Raw genomic sequence first — 19005 nt, forward strand, 5'->3', positions numbered from 1 at the left:
TCTTCGGGTTGAAATACGGTTGTTTGTTACCGGATACAGTATAGGCCGTCTGAAACAATCGGGCAATTCAATCAGCATTGCGGGCCGATTCCGCCGGGCAGGTTGTTTGTAATCTGCCGGAATTTAAATATCTACTTCAGCAGTGTCGCCTTCAGCTTCCATCCAGGCGCGCCGGCTGGCGGCTTCGCCTTTGCCCATCAGTTTTACAAAAATGCTTTGCGTTTCTTCTGCCGCACCCTCGGGAATTTGAACTTGCAACAGTCGGCGTGTGTCGGGATGCATGGTCGTATCTTTGAGTTGGTCGGGGTTCATCTCTCCCAAGCCTTTGAATCGGCTGATGGAGTAGGCCGATTCCCTTACATTTTCTTTTTGCAAGCGTTCGAGAATACTGTCTAGCTCGTTTTGGTCGAGCGCATAGAGTTTGCGGGCAGGTTTGTTTTTACCCAGTGCGTTTACATCTACACGGAACAGCGGCGGCTGGGCAACATAAATATGGCCTTTTTCCACAAGTTTGGGAAAGTGGGTATAAAACAGCGTTAGCAGCAATACTTGGATATGCGAACCATCGACATCGGCATCCGAGAGGATGGCGATTTTGCCGTAACGCAGGCCGCTTAGATCAGGATTATCGTTTTTGCCGTGCGGATCAACGCCTATGGCAACGGAAATATCGTGGATTTCGGCATTGCCGAACAATTGGTCGCGGTGGGTTTCGAAACTGTTGAGCACTTTACCGCGCAGAGGCAGAATGGCTTGCGTGGCTTTGTCACGGGCCAGCTTGGCGGAGCCGCCGGCCGAATCGCCTTCTACTAGGAAAAGCTCGTTTTCGCGAGTATCTTCGCTTTCGCAATCGGTCAGTTTACCGGGCAGTACGGCGACGCCGCTGCCTTTTTTTTTCTCGATTTTCTTAACCGAACGCATACGCGCTTGGGCTTGCTTGATGGCGAGTTCGGCAATTTTCTTGCCGGCTTCTACATTTTGGTTGAGCCAAAGTTCGAGTGGGTCGCCGGATACCGAGGCCACTAGCTTTAAAGCATCACGGTTGGTGAGCTTATCTTTGGTTTGACCTTGAAATTGCGGATCTAGTACGCGCGCGCTTAAGACGAAGGCGACTTTGCCAAATACATCGTCGCTTTGGATTTTGACGCCGCGCGGCAGCAAGTTGTGATGGTTGATAAAGTTGCTGACCGCATTGAATACCGCTTGCTTTAAACCCGCTTCATGAGTGCCGCCCAAAGGGGTGGGAATCAGGTTCACATAGCTTTCGTTGGCGGTATTGCCTTCTTCCAACCATGTGAGGGCGAATGCGGCACCTTCGCCGGGCGTGAAATCCCCTTCGTGGTCTGCTCCGATATAGTTTTCAGAGGCAAATACCGGTACGGCTTCTTGAGCTTCGCTGATGAGGTTGGTGAGATAGCCTTTAAGGCCGTCGGGATAATGCCAGCTTTGTACGAAAGGTTCGTTTTGCCCTTTAACCGGGCGGGTCAGGGTAACGGTAACGCCGGGCAGTAATACTGCTTTTGCACGCAGCAGCCGCTCCAGTTCGGGAATACTGTAATTCGGTGATTCGAAATACTTGCCGTCCGGCCATACACGCACTTCGGTACCGGTATCGCGTACGGCACATTTGCCGACTTCGACCAGAGGTTCGACCACCTTGCCGCCGGCAAATACGATGCGGTGGATTTTACCTTCGCGTTTGACTGTTACCTCGAGACGCTGCGATAAGGCATTGGTAACCGATACGCCCACACCGTGTAGGCCGCCTGAAAAAGCATATGCGCCGCCGTCTTTTTTATTAAATTTACCACCGGCGTGCAATTGGGTGAAAACTAATTCGACAACAGGAACGCCTTCCAGCGGATGCAGGCCTGTGGGAATACCCCTGCCGTTGTCTGCCACCGATAAAGAACCGTCGTCGTGAATGGTTACCTCGATGCGGTCGGCAAATCCGCCTAAAGCTTCGTCTGCCGCATTATCAATGACTTCTTGGCAGATGTGAGTAGGGCTGTCGGTACGGGTGTACATACCGGGGCGTTCTTTTACAGGATCAAGCCCCTTGAGGACGGTAATACTGGATTCGCTGTATTGTGAGGGAGTGGTCATGGGTTTATGTTGTCATTAATATTGGTTTGAGCAGTTTCATACGGCCTGTTTGCTAATAAGGCCGTATAAAAGTAGAAAATTTTATGGTCGGGCAGAATTCTAACATGATTCACAATAGTGTTTCATAGGCCTTTTTATACGGCTTTTTTAAAAATCGGCAATTAAAAACGCTTTCAGAAGGGCTGAAAGCGTCGGGTGTCAGAGGCTAGGTGCTTGAGCGGATAGTTTGCCGACTGTTTTATGCAGCATAACTCGCGGCAGGACGGGCTTTATGGCGTTCGATATAGCGGATAAATACGGCGTCGGCAGGCAAAGCGCTGGCACGGTTAATCAGCCAGTCAAGCAGGTTGGTGTAGTATAAGTCGAGTGCAGTAAAGTGCGAATCTACTATGTACTCACAGTTTTCGAGATGTGCGCGCAAAGTATTAACAACAGTATCTAAGTCGCCGTAGCCGATAGAGCTGCGTATATGTTTTTCATTTACCAAACCGCGAAGTTTATCCATGCCGGCATATTCTAGATGGATGGCAAACAGTAACCAGCGGTAATATTGCCCGCGTTCTTCGCTGCCAGCAGAGGGAATGAGATTTTTATTCGGGAATTGTTCTGCAAGGTAGGTGACGATTGCGGCAGTTTCGGTGAGTACCTGGTTGCGGTGTTTCAGAGCGGGCACTTTCCCCATCGGATTAATTGTTAAATAGTCGGGTGATTTGAGATCGTCAAACGACATGGCTACCACTTCGTAATCGGCGCCGCATTCTTCCAGCATCCATAAAACAGTGTTTCCGCGAGAGGGCGAAGCGGTGTAAAGAATAAAGTCTTTCATGGGGTTATCTCAATATTTGGTTGGGGGAGTGGCAAGTATACGCGTAGTTTGTGTTAGTTTTTGTCAGATAGCTGTTTCAGATGGATTTTCTTTATTAAATAAGCGTTGGCTGTGAATAAAAGCCGGTAACAAAAATATTTTTATCAAAGTAAAACCGATAATTGTTTTACAGTACATATCATTTTTTTACCGGACAAACCAATGGTAGGCAGTAGAACAGCAGCTACAAGAATTTAGAAAATGTTCTAAAACTATAAATAATGTTGGTATAGGCCGTCTGAAAATAAAAAACGCTTTCAGACGGCATGAAAGCGTTTGGGTGGATTCTTGATTATTTAAGTTCGATTTGGCGGCGGTTGAACTCTTCCAGCGATTCCAGCCCGCGTAGAAAACGGGAAAGTTCGAGCAGTGCGCCTTCGTAAACGCCGCGTTTGAAGTCGATTACTTCATCTATCGGCGCCCAATATTGGTGCCAACGCCAGCCGTCAAATTCCGGGTGGCTGGTGGCACGAAGATGGACATCGCTTTCCCGGCCGACTAGGCGTAAGAGATACCAAATTTGTTTTTGACCGCGATACGAACCGCGCCATTCACGCCGAACCCAATGCGACGGCACGTCGTAACGCAGCCAATCGCGCGTACGCCCTAAAATTTTGACGTGGTGAGGTAATAGGCCGACTTCTTCCAGTAATTCGCGGTACATTGCCGTTTCCGGGCTTTCTCCCGGTTTGATGCCGCCTTGCGGAAACTGCCACGAGTGCTCTCGCACCCGTTTGCCCCAAAATACTTCGTTGCGATCGTTGGTTAAGATGATACCGACATTGGGGCGATATCCTTCTCTGTCCAGCATAGTGTCGCCCTTGCAAAATAAAATTTTAATCGTGGGATTTTCCCATAAGCGCGGGGCTTTGACAAATCTATCGGCATATTACCGGAGCATTGTGTAAACTAAATTCTTTTTATTTGAGAAACCTACGTACAGGTATGTTAAAAAATGTTGGTTTTTACATGCTAAAGTATTGCATCTTCAGGGCTTTTGCCGTTTAATTCAGGAATGTGTCCTATTACAGGCAACATTGCGTTCCGAGCCGGTTTCGGCGCGGAGGTTTTGAATATCACTTCATCAAAACGGGAAGGGTAATTAATGAAAAAAACATTGTTGGTTTCTGCTTTGGCAGGCTTGTTTTTGGCTGCATGCGGCGGATCAGGTAATCAACAGACCGAAACGAAAGCTCCGGAAACACCCGCATCTGAAAATGCGAGCAGGATAGAAGCTCCTGCTGCTACGGGCAGTTTGAATATTTACAACTGGTCGGATTACGTTGACCCGGAAACGGTTACCGAATTTGAAACAACCAATGGTGTTAAAGTTCGTTACGACTATTACGACAGCAATGAAACCCTAGAGGCCAAGGTGCTGACGGGTAAATCGGGTTATGATTTGGTTGCCCCTTCCATTGCCAACGTGGGACGCCAAATCCAAGCGGGTGCTTATCAGGAAGTGGATAAGGCCCAGATTCCGAATTATGCCAATATCGATCCCGAATTGCTGAAGATGATGGAGCAGGTTGATCCCGGCAATAAATATGCGGTTCCCTATTTTTGGGGTATTAATACTTTGGGTATTAATAAAGACCAAGTTGCCAAGGCACTGGGTACCGATAAGTTGCCTGATAACGAATGGGATTTGGTATTTAACCCCGAATATACGGCTAAATTGAAATCTTGCGGTATCAGTTTCTTAGACAGCCCGACCGAGCAAATTCCTTTGGCTTTGAACTATATCGGTAAAAATCCGAATAGCGAATCACCCGATGATTTGAAAGCTGCAGTTGATATGATGAAAAAAGTACGCGGCGATGTGAAGCGTTTCAGCTCTTCAGGTTATATCGATGACATGGCGGCAGGTAACTTGTGTGTTGCCGTAGGTTACGGCGGTGATTTGAATATTGCTAAAAACCGTGCCAAAGATTCTAAAAACGGCGTAAACTTGCAAGTGCTGACACCCAAAACAGGTGTCGGTATCTGGATTGATTCGTTTATGATTCCGAAAGATGCACAAAATGTTGCCAATGCCCATAAATACATCAGCTACACACTTGATCCTAAGGTGGCGGCTAAAAACGGCAATTTTGTGACTTATGCGCCGGCAAGTTTGCCTGCACGTAAGCTCATGGATCCTGCTTATGGTGAAGACAATTCGATTTTCCCGAGCGAAGAAGTGAAAGTAAAGAGTTTTGTCGTGCTTCCCAAGTCGCCCGATGCGGTGAAATTGAGTGTACGTCTGTGGCAGGGATTGAAAGCCGGTCAGTAAGTTTCAGACGGCTTAAGCTAAAAGCTGGTCAGCCACCCCAATTAATATAAATTTTTTTAGAAAAAGCACCGTATGATAGCGGTGCTTTTTTATATTTATTAAAGATATGCCGGTTGAGTTCATAAAAATTATTGAGATAAACCCAATGGCATATTTGTTCAATATGGTTTGTATATTGAAGATATAATCAATCGGCGGTAATTTCGGAAATAGACAATTTCCCATTGCAGTCGTTACAATAGGCCGTCTGAAAAAAGGTAGAACATGAATATTCTGATTTGTAACGATGACGGCTATTTGGCAAAAGGAATCGCTATTTTGGCCAGAGTGGCGGGGGAGTTCGCCAATGTGCGTGTGGTGGCCCCCGAGCGCGACCGAAGTGGCGTGAGTAACTCGCTGACGCTTGACCGCCCATTACGCATCCGCCAAGCTGAAAACGGTTTTTATTATGTGAGCGGTACGCCGACCGACTGCATTCATTTGGGCTTGCATGCTTTACCTGAATTCAAGCCCGATTTGGTTTTATCCGGCATCAACCATGGCGCGAATATGGGGGACGACACCCTGTATTCAGGTACTGTGGCAGCGGCTACGGAAGCTTTTTTGCTTGGCATTCCCGCCGTGGCATTTTCTTTAAACGATTATAGCGGCCGTTATTGGGATACTGCTGAAAAAGCCGTATGGATGATGCTGGAACATTTACTTAAAAAACCGCCTAAGCAACCTATATTGTGGAATGTGAATATACCTGCAGTTTCTCCTGAGGATATCCAAGGTTGCAAGATTACCCGTTTGGGACGGCGCCATCATGTGCAAAGTATTGTTCCGGCGAGTAATCCGCGCGGTGAGGCCGTATATTGGATAGGCCCTGCCGGCGATGTTTCCGATCGTAATAGCGGTACTGATTTTGCCGAGAGTGAGTCAGGTTTTATTACGGTAACCCCTTTGCAAATCGATTTGACCAATTATGATGCGATGGCCGAAGTGGCCGCTTTCTGGCAGGGAGTCGTTTCCTAATGCAGCATGGCCGTTGGACTGGTTTTGAAAACCGGCGCGACAGAATGATAGACCGCTTGGCTCGTATGGGTATCGGTATGACTGTTTTGCAGGCAATGGCGTCGGTACAGCGGCATTTGTTTGTCGAAGAGGCGCTGCGTACTCGTGCTTATGATGAAATGTCGCTACCATTAGGTTTGGGACAAACCATTTCCCAACCCTATACCGTGGCTTGCATGACCGAGCTGTTGCTGGGCAGTCAGCCGCGTAATATGCGAAAAGTATTGGAAATTGGCACCGGTTGCGGTTATCAGACTGCCGTATTGTTGGCTTTGGGATTGCCGGAAATATATTCCGTAGAACGGCTCAGGCCGCTTCACGAACGCGCCAAGCAACACCTGCGTGCGGCAGGATTGTTGGCCAAAGCAAGAATGGTCTGCGGCGACGGCTATCTCGGCTTGCCTGAGGTGGCTCCGTTTGACGGAATTTTGGTAACGGCGGCTCCTTCTAAAATACCCCTGGCCTTATTGCAGCAGCTTGCGGTAGGTGGGCGCATGGTACTGCCTTTGGATGAAGGTGGCCGCCAATATTTGTGGTTGATCGAAAAAACCGCCCAAGGCTATCGGGAAACTTGTGTGCAAGAAGCCAATTTCGTTCCGCTTGTCGGTGGCTCCGATACACCGTAAAAAAACGCTAAAGACTTGAGAGATGGGCATAGTTTGATTATGATATGCCCGAATTCCGAATCAGAACCACCAAACAAAAGGTATTAGAGATATGTTAAGAAAAACCGCATTCCGTATTGCTCCTGCCGCCGTTGTATTGGCTTTGGGTGCATGTTCGTGGCTGCAGCAGCCGGCAGCTCCGGTGGTGCAGGGAACCGCAGGCACAGTGGGCAGCACGGTGGGTGCTGCCGATCAGAATCCTTACGGCGCAACACCTTATGATCCGAATGCGGCAGGTTCAGCTCCCGTACCTTATACACCACCTCCTGCCGCTCCTGCTTCTACAGGTACTTATATTCCTTCTTATGCGCCGGTGGATATTAATGCGGCAACACATACAGTAGTGCGGGGTGATACTGTTTATAACATTTCCAAACGCTACAATATTACCCAAGACAATCTGCGTGCATGGAATAATTTGGTTGATAATAACATCGGCGTGGGCCAAGTATTGCGTGTGAAGCCGGCTGGTTATGTTGCTCCTGCCGTGGCCGCTAACACCCCTGCTCCGCGTCAAACCGCACCGGTAGCTTCGACAACCCCTGCTACTCCGGCGGCGACCCCAACCGTATCGGGCAGTACCCGCAATGTTGCAGGTATTACTTGGCAGCGCCCGACGGCAGGTAATATTGCAACTAACTTCGGCGGCAATAATAAAGGTGTAGAAATTGTCGGTACGGCAGGCCAAGCAGTGGTTTCCGCGGCAGACGGTAAAGTAGTATATGCAGGCTCGGGCTTGCGTGGTTACGGTAATTTGGTAATCGTGCAGCATAACTCTACTTTTTTAACTGCTTACGGTAATAATCAAAGCTTGCTGGTAAAAGAAGGACAAACTGTAAAACGTGGCCAAACTATTGCCCGTATGGGTAATTCCGATGCTTCTCGTACCCAGTTGCATTTTGAAGTCCGCCAAAACGGTAAGCCGGTGAATCCGACCCAATACGTACCGTTTTAATTTTCAATCACGTTACATACGGTTCCATGCCGCTTTCCAATATCCTATAGGGAGTTGGAAAGCGGTTTTGTTTTGTCTTTCAGATAAGCTATGTAAAAATCTTTTAGTTTGGAGTGTAAAATTTATTTTAAATACATATTGTTATGTGTTATTTGGGAGGGTTTGCAGATGTTGGTAAAGTCTTAGGTGGCTTGTTGTATAAGGCAGTATGCAGTATTATTGGACAGGTGTCCAATTGTTGATGACGGAAGTTTTGATTATGTCCGACCATGCCCGTGCACAATTTATTAATGCCGGCTTACGGCTTTATCCGCAGTATGGTTATTACAAATTATCCATACGCTTGTTAGCGGCAGAGGCGGGATTGAGCCCGGGGATGTTTCACCATTTGTTTGCCGATAAAAATATCTTTATTCATGAAGTACTGGAAACACAGCATGAAAAAACTTTTGGCCGTCTGAACCTGTCCGGTTTAGAAGGCAATGCGTTGGTAAAGCTGAAAAATTCTCTGCAAATGTTGGCCTTTTGCATACGAGACAACCTTGATTGGGTACGTCGGGCATTTGCCGATAGTGGCGAGGGTGCGGAGATAGTGGCTGGGTTTTGGCGGCAGAATTTCAGTTTGCAAACAGAATATTTTTTAGATTTGTTGGCAGCCTGCGGAACATTAGAAGAAGCGGAACAAGTCCATAGGCTGGCTTATTTGAGCAGTTCGGTTATCGGACCTATGGTAATCGGTATGCGGTTGAGTGAAATGGGTGTGTTGTCTGATGCTTTAGGGGCGCATATTCCTGATATTTTGTCGGATGAGGCGATTTGCCGTCGTATTGATTGGGCGTTGGCAGCTTTATTCCCTGATGAGAGGTTGTTTTTGGTTGAGGGGCAGGTATGAAAAAAATGTTTGTCGTGTTGGTATTGGCGGTGCTCGTGTTAGTGGGGTTGTATGCCTACCAACAGCGGAACCACAATGAATTACCCGAAGGCTTTTCGGCTTCGAACGGTCGTTTGGAATTAAACCGTTTGGATGTGGCTTCGCTCTATGCAGGTCGGATAAAGGCGGCACCGGTAGACGAGGGCAGCTATGTTAAAGAGGGGGATATATTGGCCGAGCTGGCTTCCGAATCCGCCAGTAGCCAACTGGATGCGGCAAAAGCTCAAAAACAGCGTGCACAGGAAGCCGTTGCCCGAGCGGATGCGGAAATACAGGCATACGAACAGCAAAGGAAAGTGGCCGGATTAGAGTTGGATAATGCTCAAAAATTAAAACGTGATGGCTTGGTTTCGGATACTGAGGTAGCCAAGCGTAAAGCTGCATTGGATAGTGCTACCGCATCGTTGAATGCGGCGCGGGCCGCAAGGGCCGAAGCGCGGGCTGCCGCTTCGGCTGCCCAAGCACAAGCAGACGGAGCTGCTTCGGTGAGTGATGATATGGTTATCCGTGCGCCTATCTCTGGAAGGGTGGAATATACAATTGCTGATGCCGGCAGTGTGATCGCGGCAGGTAGCAAAGTGGTGAGTTTGCTTAATCCGTCGGATGTTTCTATGAATATCTTTCTGCCTAATGCGCAAATGAGCCCTCTGAAGGTGGGAGATGAAGCACGTATCGTACTCGACAATATTGATGCGGTATTTCCGGCCAAAATCAGTTTTATTGCTACTTCCGCCCAGTTTACGCCTAAAGCAGTGGAAACAGCGGATGAACGTGCAAAGCTGATGTTTAAAGTCCGCTTGAAAGTGCCGGCGGAAGTAGCGCTCCGATATGAAGGTTTGTTGAAAGGCGGCATGACGGGTAACGGTTATGTCCGTACCGATGCCCAAGCCCAATGGCCGGCAAATTTGGCGGTTAGGTTGCCTGATGTGAAAAACTGAATAATAAGAAATTAATTAATGTTGTCATATTTTCAGACGGCCTGTTTGGCGATAATCGAAATTGCCATGCAGCATCGGCTAAATGGTAATTGTCATTTGGAGGCCGTCTGAAGTTATTTGGTAAACAGAGGAGAAAAGTATGAAAGCGAAGTTGAAACAGTATTTGGAAAATCTTTATCAGCAATATCAACAGCATGATGAGGGAGAAGCGGATCGTCTCAATCGGTGGTTAAGTTTAGAGCCCGAAACAGCGGCGTTGCTGGCGGTTATGGTGCGCAGCAAGCAGGCGAAGAAAGTATTAGAGGTAGGTACTTCGGGAGGTTATTCCACTTTGTGGTTGGCCGATGCGGTGCGGGATCACGGTGGTTCGGTGCGAACGTTAGAGATAAATAAAGAGCGTAAAAAAACGGCTAAGCAGCATTTGCGGGAAATGAAGCTTGATGGTTACGTTCGCATGGAAGTATGCGATGCCGGTGATTTTTTGGCTGAGTATCAAAAATATTACGATGTGGTATTTCTTGATGCGGACCGCAGCCGTTATGCCGGTTATTGGCCGCATCTGCAAAGAGTTTTGGCCAAACCCGGTAGCCTGTTGGCTGTGGACAATGTTTTATCGCATCCGGAGGAGTGTGCTGAATTTTTGGCTTTGGTGGCCGCAGACAAGGAATTCAGATGCACGACTGTGCCGGTGGGTAAAGGATTATTTGTGGCAGTTAGGATTTAAGCATGGGAAAACGGGCGGGATTTTGTTTGCGCCCGTTTATCAAATCAACCGCTTGAGGCTTAAAACCTGATGTTGTGGTTTGAGGCCGTCTGAAAGAAATGGATGAATACCGAACAAACATCAGCCGTTACCCTTCATGCCGTATCACATCATTACGGTAAAACCCTTGCGCTCGATAATATATCTTTAGAGTTGCCAAGAGGGGTAACCGTCGGCTTAATCGGCCCGGACGGTGTCGGTAAATCTACCTTGCTGTCGCTGATAGCGGGTGTGAAAGTGCTGCAAAACGGCAGTATTACGGTATTGGGCGGTGATATTGAAGATAAAGCGGCCAGACAAGATTTGGCGTGCCGCATTGCTTTTATGCCTCAAGGTTTGGGACGTAATCTTTATCCTACGTTGTCGGTATATGAAAATATCGATTTTCATGCAAGATTGTTCGGCTTGGAGATACGGGAGCGCAAGCAGCGTATTCAGAGATTATTGGATGCCACGGGCTTGGCTCCGTTTCCTGATCGTGCTGCCGGAAAGCTTTCAGGCGGCATGAAACAGAAATTAAGTTTGTGTTGCGCTTTGGTACATAATCCCGACCTGTTGATTTTGGATGAACCGACTACGGGCGTTGATCCGTTGTCGCGTCGGCAGTTTTGGGCTTTGGTTGAAACCCTGAAGCAGGAAATCGGCGGAATGACGGTGATTGTCGCTACGGCCTATATCGAAGAGGCCGAGCATTTCGAACACCTTTGGGCAATGGATGACGGCAAATTGCTGGTTAATAGTCCGACGCGCGAGGTAATGCGGCATTACGGGGCAAAATCTCTGGAAGAGGCCTATATCGCCATGCTGCCTGATGAGAAGCGCCAAGGGGTGGGTAGCTTGGAAATGACACCGTTTGTCGCTGCAGAAGGGCAGCCTCCTGCGATGGAAGCGCACGGGCTGACCAAGTGCTTTGGTAATTTCACGGCGGTGGATAATGTGAGTTTTACCATTCAAAAAGGTGAAATTTTCGGATTTTTAGGATCGAACGGATGCGGCAAATCCACAACCATGAAAATGCTGACGGGTTTGATCGAAGCCAGTGAGGGAACCGCTGAATTATTAGGTAAACCTGTAGATGCGGGCGCGATGGATGTGCGTATGCGGGTCGGGTATATGTCGCAGGCGTTTTCGTTATATGAAGAATTAAGCGTTCGTCGAAATTTGGAACTGCATGCGCGCTTATATCAGATGGGTGAAGCGGAAGGACGGCGGGCAGTTCGAGAGGCTTTGCAGCAGTTTGATTTGGCAGATGTGGCCGATACTCCACCGGCGGCACTTTCGCTGGGCATGCGTCAGCGGTTGCAGCTGGCCGCCGCTTGCTTGCATAGGCCGGAAGTGTTGATTTTGGACGAACCGACTTCAGGCGTGGATCCGGCCGCACGCGATATGTTTTGGCGTCATTTGCTTAAGCTTTCACGCGAAGACCGCATTACCATTTTTGTTTCTACACATTTTATGAATGAAGCCGCCCGTTGCGATCGTATTTCCTTTATGCACCGCGGGCGGGTATTGGCGGTTGGCACCCCGCAGGAGTTGCTGAAGCAACAAAATGTTTCCGATTTAGAAGAGGCTTTTATCGGATATTTATTGGCGGACGAAGAGGCAGAAAACCAAGCGGTAACAATGCCGTCTGAAAACCTGCCTTCTGAAACCGCACAAATTGCTTCGGACTATTTACAAGCGGTGCCTGAAAAAACCTTCGGTTCCAATCAGAATAAAATCATTTTTTCAGACGGCTTGCCGGCACAGGAATCGAGGCCGTCTGAAAAAGCGGCGGCTTCGGGAAATAGCTGGTTGGGCGGAGTATGGACGTTTGCCGCGCGTGAGGCCAAAGAGTTATTGCGTGACAAAATACGTTTGTTTTTTGCCGTGCTCGGACCGGTGATTTTAATGGCGGCTTTGAGCTGGAGTATTTCATTTGATGTTCAAAATCTGCGGTTTGCTGTTTTTGATCAGGATCAGACCACCCAAAGCCGTGAGCTTGTCGAATATTTTTCAGGTTCGCCTTATTTTGTTGAGTTGCCGCAACTACAAACACGAAACGATATCGACCGTGTGTTGAAAAGTGCCGAAGCACAATTGGTGATTGATATACCTTCCGGCTTCGGTGTGGAAATGATGCGTGCCAACCGTCCGGAAGTCGGATTTTATATAGACGGATCCGCTCCGTTTAATGCGGAAAATATCAAGGCGTATGTGGGAGGGATTCTCTCTCTGTATACCCGGGATTCGCTACTTGCTACGGGATTGCCGGTTTCATTGCAGCCGGCGGCGGATATGGAGGCGCGCTTTCTTTATAACCAAGATTTCAAAAGTATGTATGCCGTAGCGCCGGGTATTATGATGATGGTGCTGATGTTGATCCCTGCCATGATGACGGCCATAGGTGTCGTACGTGAACGAGAGATCGGCTCGATTGCAAACCTGTATGCTTCGCCGGCTACTGTATCCCAGTATCTGGTCGGCAAACAGCTGCCTTATATTGTTGTCGGCATGGTGAATTATTGCGTTTTGTTTTTCATGATGATTTTTTGGTTTCAGGTGCCGTTGAAAGGATCGTTTGCCGCGTTGACTTTAGGTACGGTGTTGATGATATGCGTATCTACCGCCCTGGGTTTATTGGTATCCAGTTTTGTGCGCTCGCAAGTGGCGGCAATATTTGTAACCGCTATTATCACATTGGTGCCTACGGTAAATTATTCCGGTTTTCTATACCCCATTTCTACCATGACGGGTAGTGCTTATTGGATAGGTACGCTTTTCCCGGCGTCATGGTATCTGCGCATCAGTGTCGGTACGTTTACAAAAGGTTTGGATTTTACGGGCTTATACGGTGAATTTGCGGTTTTGGCAGTGAGTGCTGCGGTATTCTTAACGGCTGCCTGCCTGTTGTTGAAAAAGCAAGAGGTGTAACGGGATGCGTGTATTGAAGACTATTTGGCATCTGGCCGTGAAAGAGTTACGCAGTCTTTTCGGCGACCCGATGCTTGTATTGATGATTGTGTTTGTTTTTTCGGCATCGATTTATTCTGTAGCCAAAGGTGTGAGTAGCGATGTGAAAAATGCGACGGTAGCGGTGATGGATGCGGATAGGTCGGTTTTATCGTACCGCATACGCGATGCCTTGCAAGCACCTTATTTTAAGCCTGTTCAAGATATTTCCCGCGAAGAGGCAGACGCGGCACTGGATTCCGGGCAGTATATTTTTATTCTCGACATTCCGCCCAATTTTGAGCGTGATGTGCTGGCGGGAAGAGGTCCGCAGCTACAATTGTTGATTGATGCAACCACTATGACGCAGGCGGGTGTAGGCGCATCTTATATCAATCAGATTTTCAGACGGCAGGTTAACGAGTTTCTCCATATAAAAGGGGACGAGGCGATGATGCCCGTCGAACCGGTTGTGAATATCGTTTTCAATCCAAACAGCCGTAGCGATTGGTATATGCCGGTAATGGAAGTCGGCAATATGATTACATTACTTTCTTTGGTGTTGGTGGGTGCAGCGGTTATTCGTGAGCGGGAACGCGGTACGATAGAGCATTTGTTGGTGATGCCGGTAAATGCGGTAGAAATCATGATGGCGAAAGTGTTGTCGAACGGCATCGTGATCTTGGCAGCTTCGCAGTTATCAATGTGGTTTATGGTGCATAAAGTTATCGGCGTTCCGATAGACAGTTCGGCCATTATGTTGTATTCGCTGGGAGCGGGCGTATATCTGTTTTCGATTGCTGCTTTGGGGATTATGCTTGCCACTATTGCTCCTACCATGCCGCAATTCGGTCTGCTGATGTTGCCGGTGTTTATGGTTATGCTGCTGTTTTCAGGCTCCGGAGCACCGCGAAGCAATATGCCGCAAGTTGCTAGGCAGCTTAGCGAATATTGGCCGTCTACTCAATTTGCACAATTTGCACAAAACGTATTATTCCGCAGTGCGGGTTTGGAAATTGTTTGGCCTCAGCTGTTGGCGATGGTGCTGACAGGTGCCGTGTTCATTGTATTTGCATTATTTCGCTTTAAAAAAATGCTCGAGCAGCAAGGATAAAGCAGAGGCCGTCTGAAAGGAAAAGCATGATGAAAACAAAATTACCTGTTTGGTCTGTAGGTTTGTTGGCCGTTGTTATGCTGTCCGCTTGCCCAAATACTTTTGTGCCTTTGAAAAGCCAAATTGAAATACCACAGAAATTTGACCACGCGGCAGCTGCCAAGGGGAGTACCGAAATTAAGCAATGGTGGCGTAATTGGCATGACCCGGTATTGACGGCATTGATTGAGCAGGGGCTAACCCAGAATCACGATATGCGTATTGCGCTTAGCCGCTTAAATGAAGCACGTGCGATTAACAAAATGGCAGAAGCCGATATGGGGCCAATGGTGGGCTTGAGCGGTTCGGCAGGTTTGATACGGGGAAATGCGGATAATCCTCTCAATCGCGATACACGCGCTTTGCTTGGCCGTTTTCCGCAAACCTCAAATATGGCTGATGATACGCAAAGCATTCAAGGAAGCAGCCTGACGGGAGGTTTTACAGCTTCTTGGGAGCCTGACATTTTCGGTGTCAAACGCAGTGATGCAGATGCTGCCGGCTATGCTTCTATAGGTGTACAGGAACAGGTGTATGGAGCGCAGATATTGTTGGCCGCCGATATTGCAGATAACTATTTTCAAGCGCGTGCAGCCCAAAAAAGTATGCAGATATCCCAACAGCGAATCACTGTTATGCAGCGTATGCTTCAATATGTGACAGGTCGTTTTCAATCCGGGCAGCTAACACGCTATGAAGTAGGTGATGTCGAAAGCAAGCTTACGGCTTTGCAGGCAAGGCAAGCCACCATCCAAACGGAATATGATACGGCGGTACGTAAAATAGCCGTATTAATCGGGCAAACGCCCCAGCAATTCAATTTGCCCGAATCTTCTATTGACGTATTGGCGATACAACCTGCGGCACCTTCGGGACAGACGCCTCAAGGTATGTTAGGGCGCCGGCCGGATATCCGTACCCAGGAGGCGCAAGTAAATGCTTATGCAGCCAAACTTGCCAGCGCTAAGGCTGATTTGCTACCCCGTTTTACTATTAATTTTTTAGGGCAGGGTGGAAAAATTTCTGTTGATAGCGATAGTGCGCTTAAGGGTTGGGGGAATTTGTTGGGCGTGGGTATACAAGTGCCGATTTTTACCAATGGACGGCTCAAAGCCAATATCGCTGCCAGCGATGCCCGTTTGCAGGCTGCTCTTTTACAATATGATCAAGCTGTTTTAAGGGCTTTAGGGGAAGTTGATAGCGCATATCAAGCCAAATATGCTCTAAGCAGACAAAGCCTGTTGTTGGCTAAAGCCCAGCAGCAGGCAGCCAGACAAGCTGCAGATGCTCAAAAACTGTTTAAATACGGCCATAAAACGTTGGATGAGGCTTTAAAAGCCCGGTTGATGCAATACGAAATGGCTGAAAACCTACTGCATACCCAAGTGACTGGCGCACAAGCCTCTATTAATCTGTATAAAGCCTTAGGTGGAGGATGGTAAAGAAAGTATCAGGAAGCCAACTCTAGAACCAAAAGATTTGATTTGAATGAAAAGGGTAATTGGATGTTTCCATCAATGTTAACCCAGCTGGTGTGGCTACTTGCCAAATAATTTGGCGGCTTTATTGAGGAAATATTTTTTGTAATGATTATTATGTCAATAATATTTATGAGGCTTTATTTTTAGGCCTTTGGCGGGATTTTTGAGTAAGTGCACCTCTAAATGATTGTTGTCGTTGAATTATGCCGCTATGTAGTGGAATTAAATCTGATTCTATGTAAGCTTGTTGTTAAATTTCATTAAAAAATATGCAAAAAAAGACTGTTCAATAATTGATAAACAATGTAAATTATGCAAACTAAGGTAGTTGTACGAATTAAGTACCTACTGTTTTTGGTTTTGAGATTATTGAGAAAAATATCAAAGAGGAATTGAAATGCAGACGAAGCAACGCCCTGTATTCCTGGAACTCCCCAATATCAGGTTGCCGATTCCGGGAATTGTTTCCATCCTGCACCGTATCAGCGGAGTGATCTTGTTCGTGAGCCTGCCGCTTTTGCTATGTTTTTTAGCCGGTACCTTGAGCAGCGAATCAGCATTTGAAACCTATCAAAATGTTGTGTCTAATCCTTTGGTCAAGCTGGTGTTAATCGGCCTTTTATGGGCATATCTGCATCATTCGATTGCAGGTATCCGCTTTTTGCTGTTGGATGCGCATAAAGGTTTGGAACTTGAGACCGCACGTTTAACCGCCAAAGTGGTATTTGTATCGGCTTTGGTGCTGACAGTTATTTTGGGAGCATGGTTATGGTAGACCGTAAACTGGCCGGTGCCCATTACGGCCTGCGCGATTGGGCGATGCAGCGGATTACAGCAGTCGTTATGTTGGTTTATACAGTTGCATTTGTTATTTTTCTTTTGTCTTTGCCGAGCGGTTATGAGGCTTGGCAGGAATTTTTTGCTCAAACCTGGGTTAAAGTTCTGACCCAAGTTACTTTTATCGCTTTGTTTTTACATGCCTGGGTAGGTATCCGCGATTTGTGGATGGACTACATCAAGCCTTTCGGTTTGCGCTTGTTTTTACAATCTGCAACCATTGTTTGGCTGGTGGGCTGCTTGGTGTATTCGGTTAAAGTAATTTGGGGGTTGGTATGAGTTTTCCTGTTCGTAAATTTGATGCAGTTATTGTTGGCGGCGGCGGTGCCGGTTTGCGTGCCGCCCTTCAATTGTCGAAATCTGGCTTGAATACTGCTGTATTGTCAAAAGTATTCCCAACGCGTTCGCATACCGTTGCGGCTCAAGGTGGTATTTCTGCTTCTCTGGGTAATGTCCAAGAAGACCGCTGGGATTGGCATATGTACGACACTGTAAAAGGTTCGGATTGGTTGGGTGACCAAGATGCCATTGAGTTCATGTGCCGCCGTGCTCCAGAAGCAGTTATTGAGCTGGAGCATATGGGTATGCCTTTCGACCGCGTCGAAAGCGGCAAAATTTATCAACGTCCTTTCGGCGGTCACACGGCTGAGCGGGGTAAACGTGCGGTAGAGCGTGCATGTGCGGTTGCAGACCGTACCGGTCATGCGATGCTACATACTCTGTATCAGCAAAACGTGCGTGCCAATACACAATTTTTTGTGGAATGGACGGCGCTGGATCTGATTCGTGATGAAAGCGGTGATGTGGTCGGCGTAACGGCGATGGAAATGGAAACGGGAGATGTTTACATTTTCCACGCTAAGGCTGTTTTATTCGCAACCGGCGGTGCGGGTCGTATCTATGCTTCTTCAACCAATGCCTTTATGAATACCGGTGATGGTTTGGGTATTTGTGCCCGTGCCGGCATTCCGTTGGAGGATATGGAGTTTTGGCAATTCCATCCTACCGGCGTTGCCGGCGCTGGCGTGCTGATCACAGAAGGTGTTCGTGGCGAAGGCGGTATCTTGTTGAATTGCAACGGTGAGCGTTTTATGGAACGCTATGCGCCGACAGTAAAAGATTTGGCTTCTCGCGATGTAGTATCGCGTGCTATGGCGATGGAAATTTACGAAGGTCGCGGCTGTGGTAAAAACAAAGACCATGTATTGCTGAAAATCGACCATATCGGTGCCGAAAAGATTATGGAAAAACTTCCGGGTATCCGTGAAATTTCCATTCAGTTTGCAGGCATTGATCCAATTAAAGACCCGATTCCGGTTGTGCCGACCACCCATTATATGATGGGCGGTATTCCTACCAACTATCTAGGCGAGGTAGTTGTCCCTAAAGACGGTAATCCGGAAGCTGTAGTCAATGGTTTGTATGCAGCTGGCGAATGCGCTTGCGCTTCAGTTCACGGTGCAAACCGTTTGGGTACCAACTCACTGCTTGACTTGGTAGTATTCGGTAAATCGGCCGGCGACAGTATGATTGAATATATTAACAAGCAAAGCGGTTGGAAAGAGTTGCCGGCGAATGCCGGAGCATTGACAAAAGCCCGTTTGGATCGTTTGAATAATCAAACAGGCGGTGAGAATGTTGATGCGTTGCGCCGCGAATTACAGCGTACTGTTCAGTTGCATGCAGGCGTATTCCGCACAGATGCCATCTTAAAAGAGGGTGTTGATAAAGTATTGGCTTTGGCTGAACGTGTAAAAAATACTGAGATTCAAGATAAGAGCCAAGTTTGGAATACCGCCCGTATCGAAGCCTTGGAATTGGATAACTTGATTGAAGTGGCAAAAGCTACTTTGATTTCGGCGGAAGCGCGTAAAGAGTCACGCGGTGCACATGCTTCGGATGACCATCCAGAGCGTGATGATGAAAATTGGATGAAACATACTTTATTCTACACCGCAGATAACAGTCTCTCTTACAAACCGGTTCATACCAAGCCGCTGACCGTAGATTACATTGAACCGGCCAAACGCGTTTACTAAGGACAACAGC

Annotated in this window: 16 protein-coding genes; 13 read left to right on the forward strand and 3 right to left on the reverse strand. The window is 47.7% G+C overall.

Features of this window, described 5'->3' with window-relative positions; genetic code table 11:
* Positions 1–123: 123 nt before the first annotated feature.
* The 3 genes from LVJ86_RS03985 to LVJ86_RS03995 all read right to left on the reverse strand — a co-directional run bounded on the left by LVJ86_RS03985 (position 124) and on the right by LVJ86_RS03995 (position 3782).
* Entirely contained in the window at positions 124–2106 is a 1983-nt protein-coding gene (locus LVJ86_RS03985) for a DNA topoisomerase IV subunit B (protein ID WP_047760556.1), read from the reverse strand.
* Positions 2107–2344: 238 nt separating this feature from the next.
* The gene (locus LVJ86_RS03990; protein WP_047760555.1) at positions 2345–2932 is read right to left on the reverse strand and encodes a glutathione S-transferase family protein; all 588 of its coding nucleotides are present in this window, start codon (positions 2930–2932) and stop codon (positions 2345–2347) included.
* A gap of 331 nt (positions 2933–3263) precedes the next feature.
* Positions 3264–3782 (reverse strand): RNA pyrophosphohydrolase, encoded by a 519-nt coding sequence (locus tag LVJ86_RS03995; RefSeq protein ID WP_047760554.1) that lies wholly within the window; start codon positions 3780–3782, stop codon positions 3264–3266.
* Positions 3783–4076: 294 nt separating this feature from the next.
* On the opposite strand from LVJ86_RS03995, the gene LVJ86_RS04000 reads away from it, so the two are divergent.
* From LVJ86_RS04000 to sdhA, 13 genes are all read left to right on the forward strand, one after another.
* Positions 4077–5246 (forward strand): polyamine ABC transporter substrate-binding protein, encoded by a 1170-nt coding sequence (locus LVJ86_RS04000; RefSeq protein ID WP_047760553.1) that lies wholly within the window; start codon positions 4077–4079, stop codon positions 5244–5246.
* 264 nt (positions 5247–5510) lie between these two features.
* The gene (gene surE / locus LVJ86_RS04005) at positions 5511–6263 is read left to right on the forward strand and encodes a 5'/3'-nucleotidase SurE (protein ID WP_047760551.1); all 753 of its coding nucleotides are present in this window, start codon (positions 5511–5513) and stop codon (positions 6261–6263) included.
* Positions 6263–6928: a protein-L-isoaspartate(D-aspartate) O-methyltransferase gene (locus LVJ86_RS04010; protein ID WP_047760550.1), complete on the forward strand. Its 666-nt coding sequence runs from the start codon at positions 6263–6265 to the stop codon at positions 6926–6928. The genes surE and LVJ86_RS04010 overlap by 1 nt, the downstream gene beginning before the upstream one ends.
* 91 nt (positions 6929–7019) lie before the next feature.
* A complete protein-coding gene (locus LVJ86_RS04015) occupies positions 7020–7922 on the forward strand; it encodes a peptidoglycan DD-metalloendopeptidase family protein (RefSeq protein ID WP_047760549.1) in 903 nt (300 codons plus the stop codon).
* Positions 7923–8130: 208 nt separating this feature from the next.
* Complete coding sequence (locus tag LVJ86_RS04020; RefSeq protein ID WP_047760548.1) at positions 8131–8814, forward strand: TetR/AcrR family transcriptional regulator; 684 nt, start codon at positions 8131–8133, stop codon at positions 8812–8814.
* Complete coding sequence (locus LVJ86_RS04025; RefSeq protein ID WP_047760547.1) at positions 8811–9791, forward strand: HlyD family secretion protein; 981 nt, start codon at positions 8811–8813, stop codon at positions 9789–9791. Before LVJ86_RS04020 ends, LVJ86_RS04025 begins: the two co-directional genes overlap by 4 nt.
* Before the next feature lie 139 nt (positions 9792–9930).
* A complete protein-coding gene (locus tag LVJ86_RS04030) occupies positions 9931–10515 on the forward strand; it encodes an O-methyltransferase (protein ID WP_047760546.1) in 585 nt (194 codons plus the stop codon).
* A 102-nt stretch (positions 10516–10617) separates the two neighbouring features.
* Positions 10618–13467 (forward strand): ribosome-associated ATPase/putative transporter RbbA, encoded by a 2850-nt coding sequence (rbbA, locus tag LVJ86_RS04035; RefSeq protein WP_047760545.1) that lies wholly within the window; start codon positions 10618–10620, stop codon positions 13465–13467.
* 4 nt (positions 13468–13471) lie between these two features.
* A complete protein-coding gene (locus LVJ86_RS04040; protein ID WP_047760544.1) occupies positions 13472–14599 on the forward strand; it encodes an ABC transporter permease in 1128 nt (375 codons plus the stop codon).
* A gap of 26 nt (positions 14600–14625) precedes the next feature.
* Positions 14626–16080, forward strand: a complete 1455-nt coding sequence (locus LVJ86_RS04045) for a TolC family protein (RefSeq protein WP_327134069.1) — start codon at positions 14626–14628, stop codon at positions 16078–16080.
* Between the two features lie 436 nt (positions 16081–16516).
* Entirely contained in the window at positions 16517–16894 is a 378-nt protein-coding gene (gene sdhC / locus LVJ86_RS04050; RefSeq protein ID WP_047760542.1) for a succinate dehydrogenase, cytochrome b556 subunit, read from the forward strand.
* Entirely contained in the window at positions 16888–17235 is a 348-nt protein-coding gene (sdhD, locus tag LVJ86_RS04055) for a succinate dehydrogenase, hydrophobic membrane anchor protein (RefSeq protein WP_047760541.1), read from the forward strand. The genes sdhC and sdhD overlap by 7 nt, the downstream gene beginning before the upstream one ends.
* Positions 17232–18995, forward strand: a complete 1764-nt coding sequence (sdhA, locus tag LVJ86_RS04060) for a succinate dehydrogenase flavoprotein subunit (RefSeq protein WP_047760540.1) — start codon at positions 17232–17234, stop codon at positions 18993–18995. Before sdhD ends, sdhA begins: the two co-directional genes overlap by 4 nt.
* The last annotated feature ends 10 nt before the right edge of the window (positions 18996–19005 follow it).

It is taken from the genome of Neisseria arctica (assembly GCF_022870905.1).
Lineage (GTDB): Bacteria > Pseudomonadota > Gammaproteobacteria > Burkholderiales > Neisseriaceae > Neisseria > Neisseria arctica.

Excerpts from the sequence above, each read along its gene's own strand:
- LVJ86_RS03985 (WP_047760556.1), bottom strand. The coding sequence starts at position 2,106 with ATGACCACTCCCTCACAATACAGCGAATCCAGTATTACCGTCCTCAAG.
- LVJ86_RS03990 (WP_047760555.1), bottom strand. The coding sequence starts at position 2,932 with ATGAAAGACTTTATTCTTTACACCGCTTCGCCCTCTCGCGGAAACACT.
- LVJ86_RS03995 (WP_047760554.1), bottom strand. The coding sequence starts at position 3,782 with ATGCTGGACAGAGAAGGATATCGCCCCAATGTCGGTATCATCTTAACC.
- LVJ86_RS04000 (WP_047760553.1), top strand. The coding sequence starts at position 4,077 with ATGAAAAAAACATTGTTGGTTTCTGCTTTGGCAGGCTTGTTTTTGGCT.
- surE (WP_047760551.1), top strand. The coding sequence starts at position 5,511 with ATGAATATTCTGATTTGTAACGATGACGGCTATTTGGCAAAAGGAATC.
- LVJ86_RS04010 (WP_047760550.1), top strand. The coding sequence starts at position 6,263 with ATGCAGCATGGCCGTTGGACTGGTTTTGAAAACCGGCGCGACAGAATG.
- LVJ86_RS04015 (WP_047760549.1), top strand. The coding sequence starts at position 7,020 with ATGTTAAGAAAAACCGCATTCCGTATTGCTCCTGCCGCCGTTGTATTG.
- LVJ86_RS04020 (WP_047760548.1), top strand. The coding sequence starts at position 8,131 with ATGCAGTATTATTGGACAGGTGTCCAATTGTTGATGACGGAAGTTTTG.
- LVJ86_RS04025 (WP_047760547.1), top strand. The coding sequence starts at position 8,811 with ATGAAAAAAATGTTTGTCGTGTTGGTATTGGCGGTGCTCGTGTTAGTG.
- LVJ86_RS04030 (WP_047760546.1), top strand. The coding sequence starts at position 9,931 with ATGAAAGCGAAGTTGAAACAGTATTTGGAAAATCTTTATCAGCAATAT.
- rbbA (WP_047760545.1), top strand. The coding sequence starts at position 10,618 with ATGAATACCGAACAAACATCAGCCGTTACCCTTCATGCCGTATCACAT.
- LVJ86_RS04040 (WP_047760544.1), top strand. The coding sequence starts at position 13,472 with ATGCGTGTATTGAAGACTATTTGGCATCTGGCCGTGAAAGAGTTACGC.
- LVJ86_RS04045 (WP_327134069.1), top strand. The coding sequence starts at position 14,626 with ATGATGAAAACAAAATTACCTGTTTGGTCTGTAGGTTTGTTGGCCGTT.
- sdhC (WP_047760542.1), top strand. The coding sequence starts at position 16,517 with ATGCAGACGAAGCAACGCCCTGTATTCCTGGAACTCCCCAATATCAGG.
- sdhD (WP_047760541.1), top strand. The coding sequence starts at position 16,888 with ATGGTAGACCGTAAACTGGCCGGTGCCCATTACGGCCTGCGCGATTGG.
- sdhA (WP_047760540.1), top strand. The coding sequence starts at position 17,232 with ATGAGTTTTCCTGTTCGTAAATTTGATGCAGTTATTGTTGGCGGCGGC.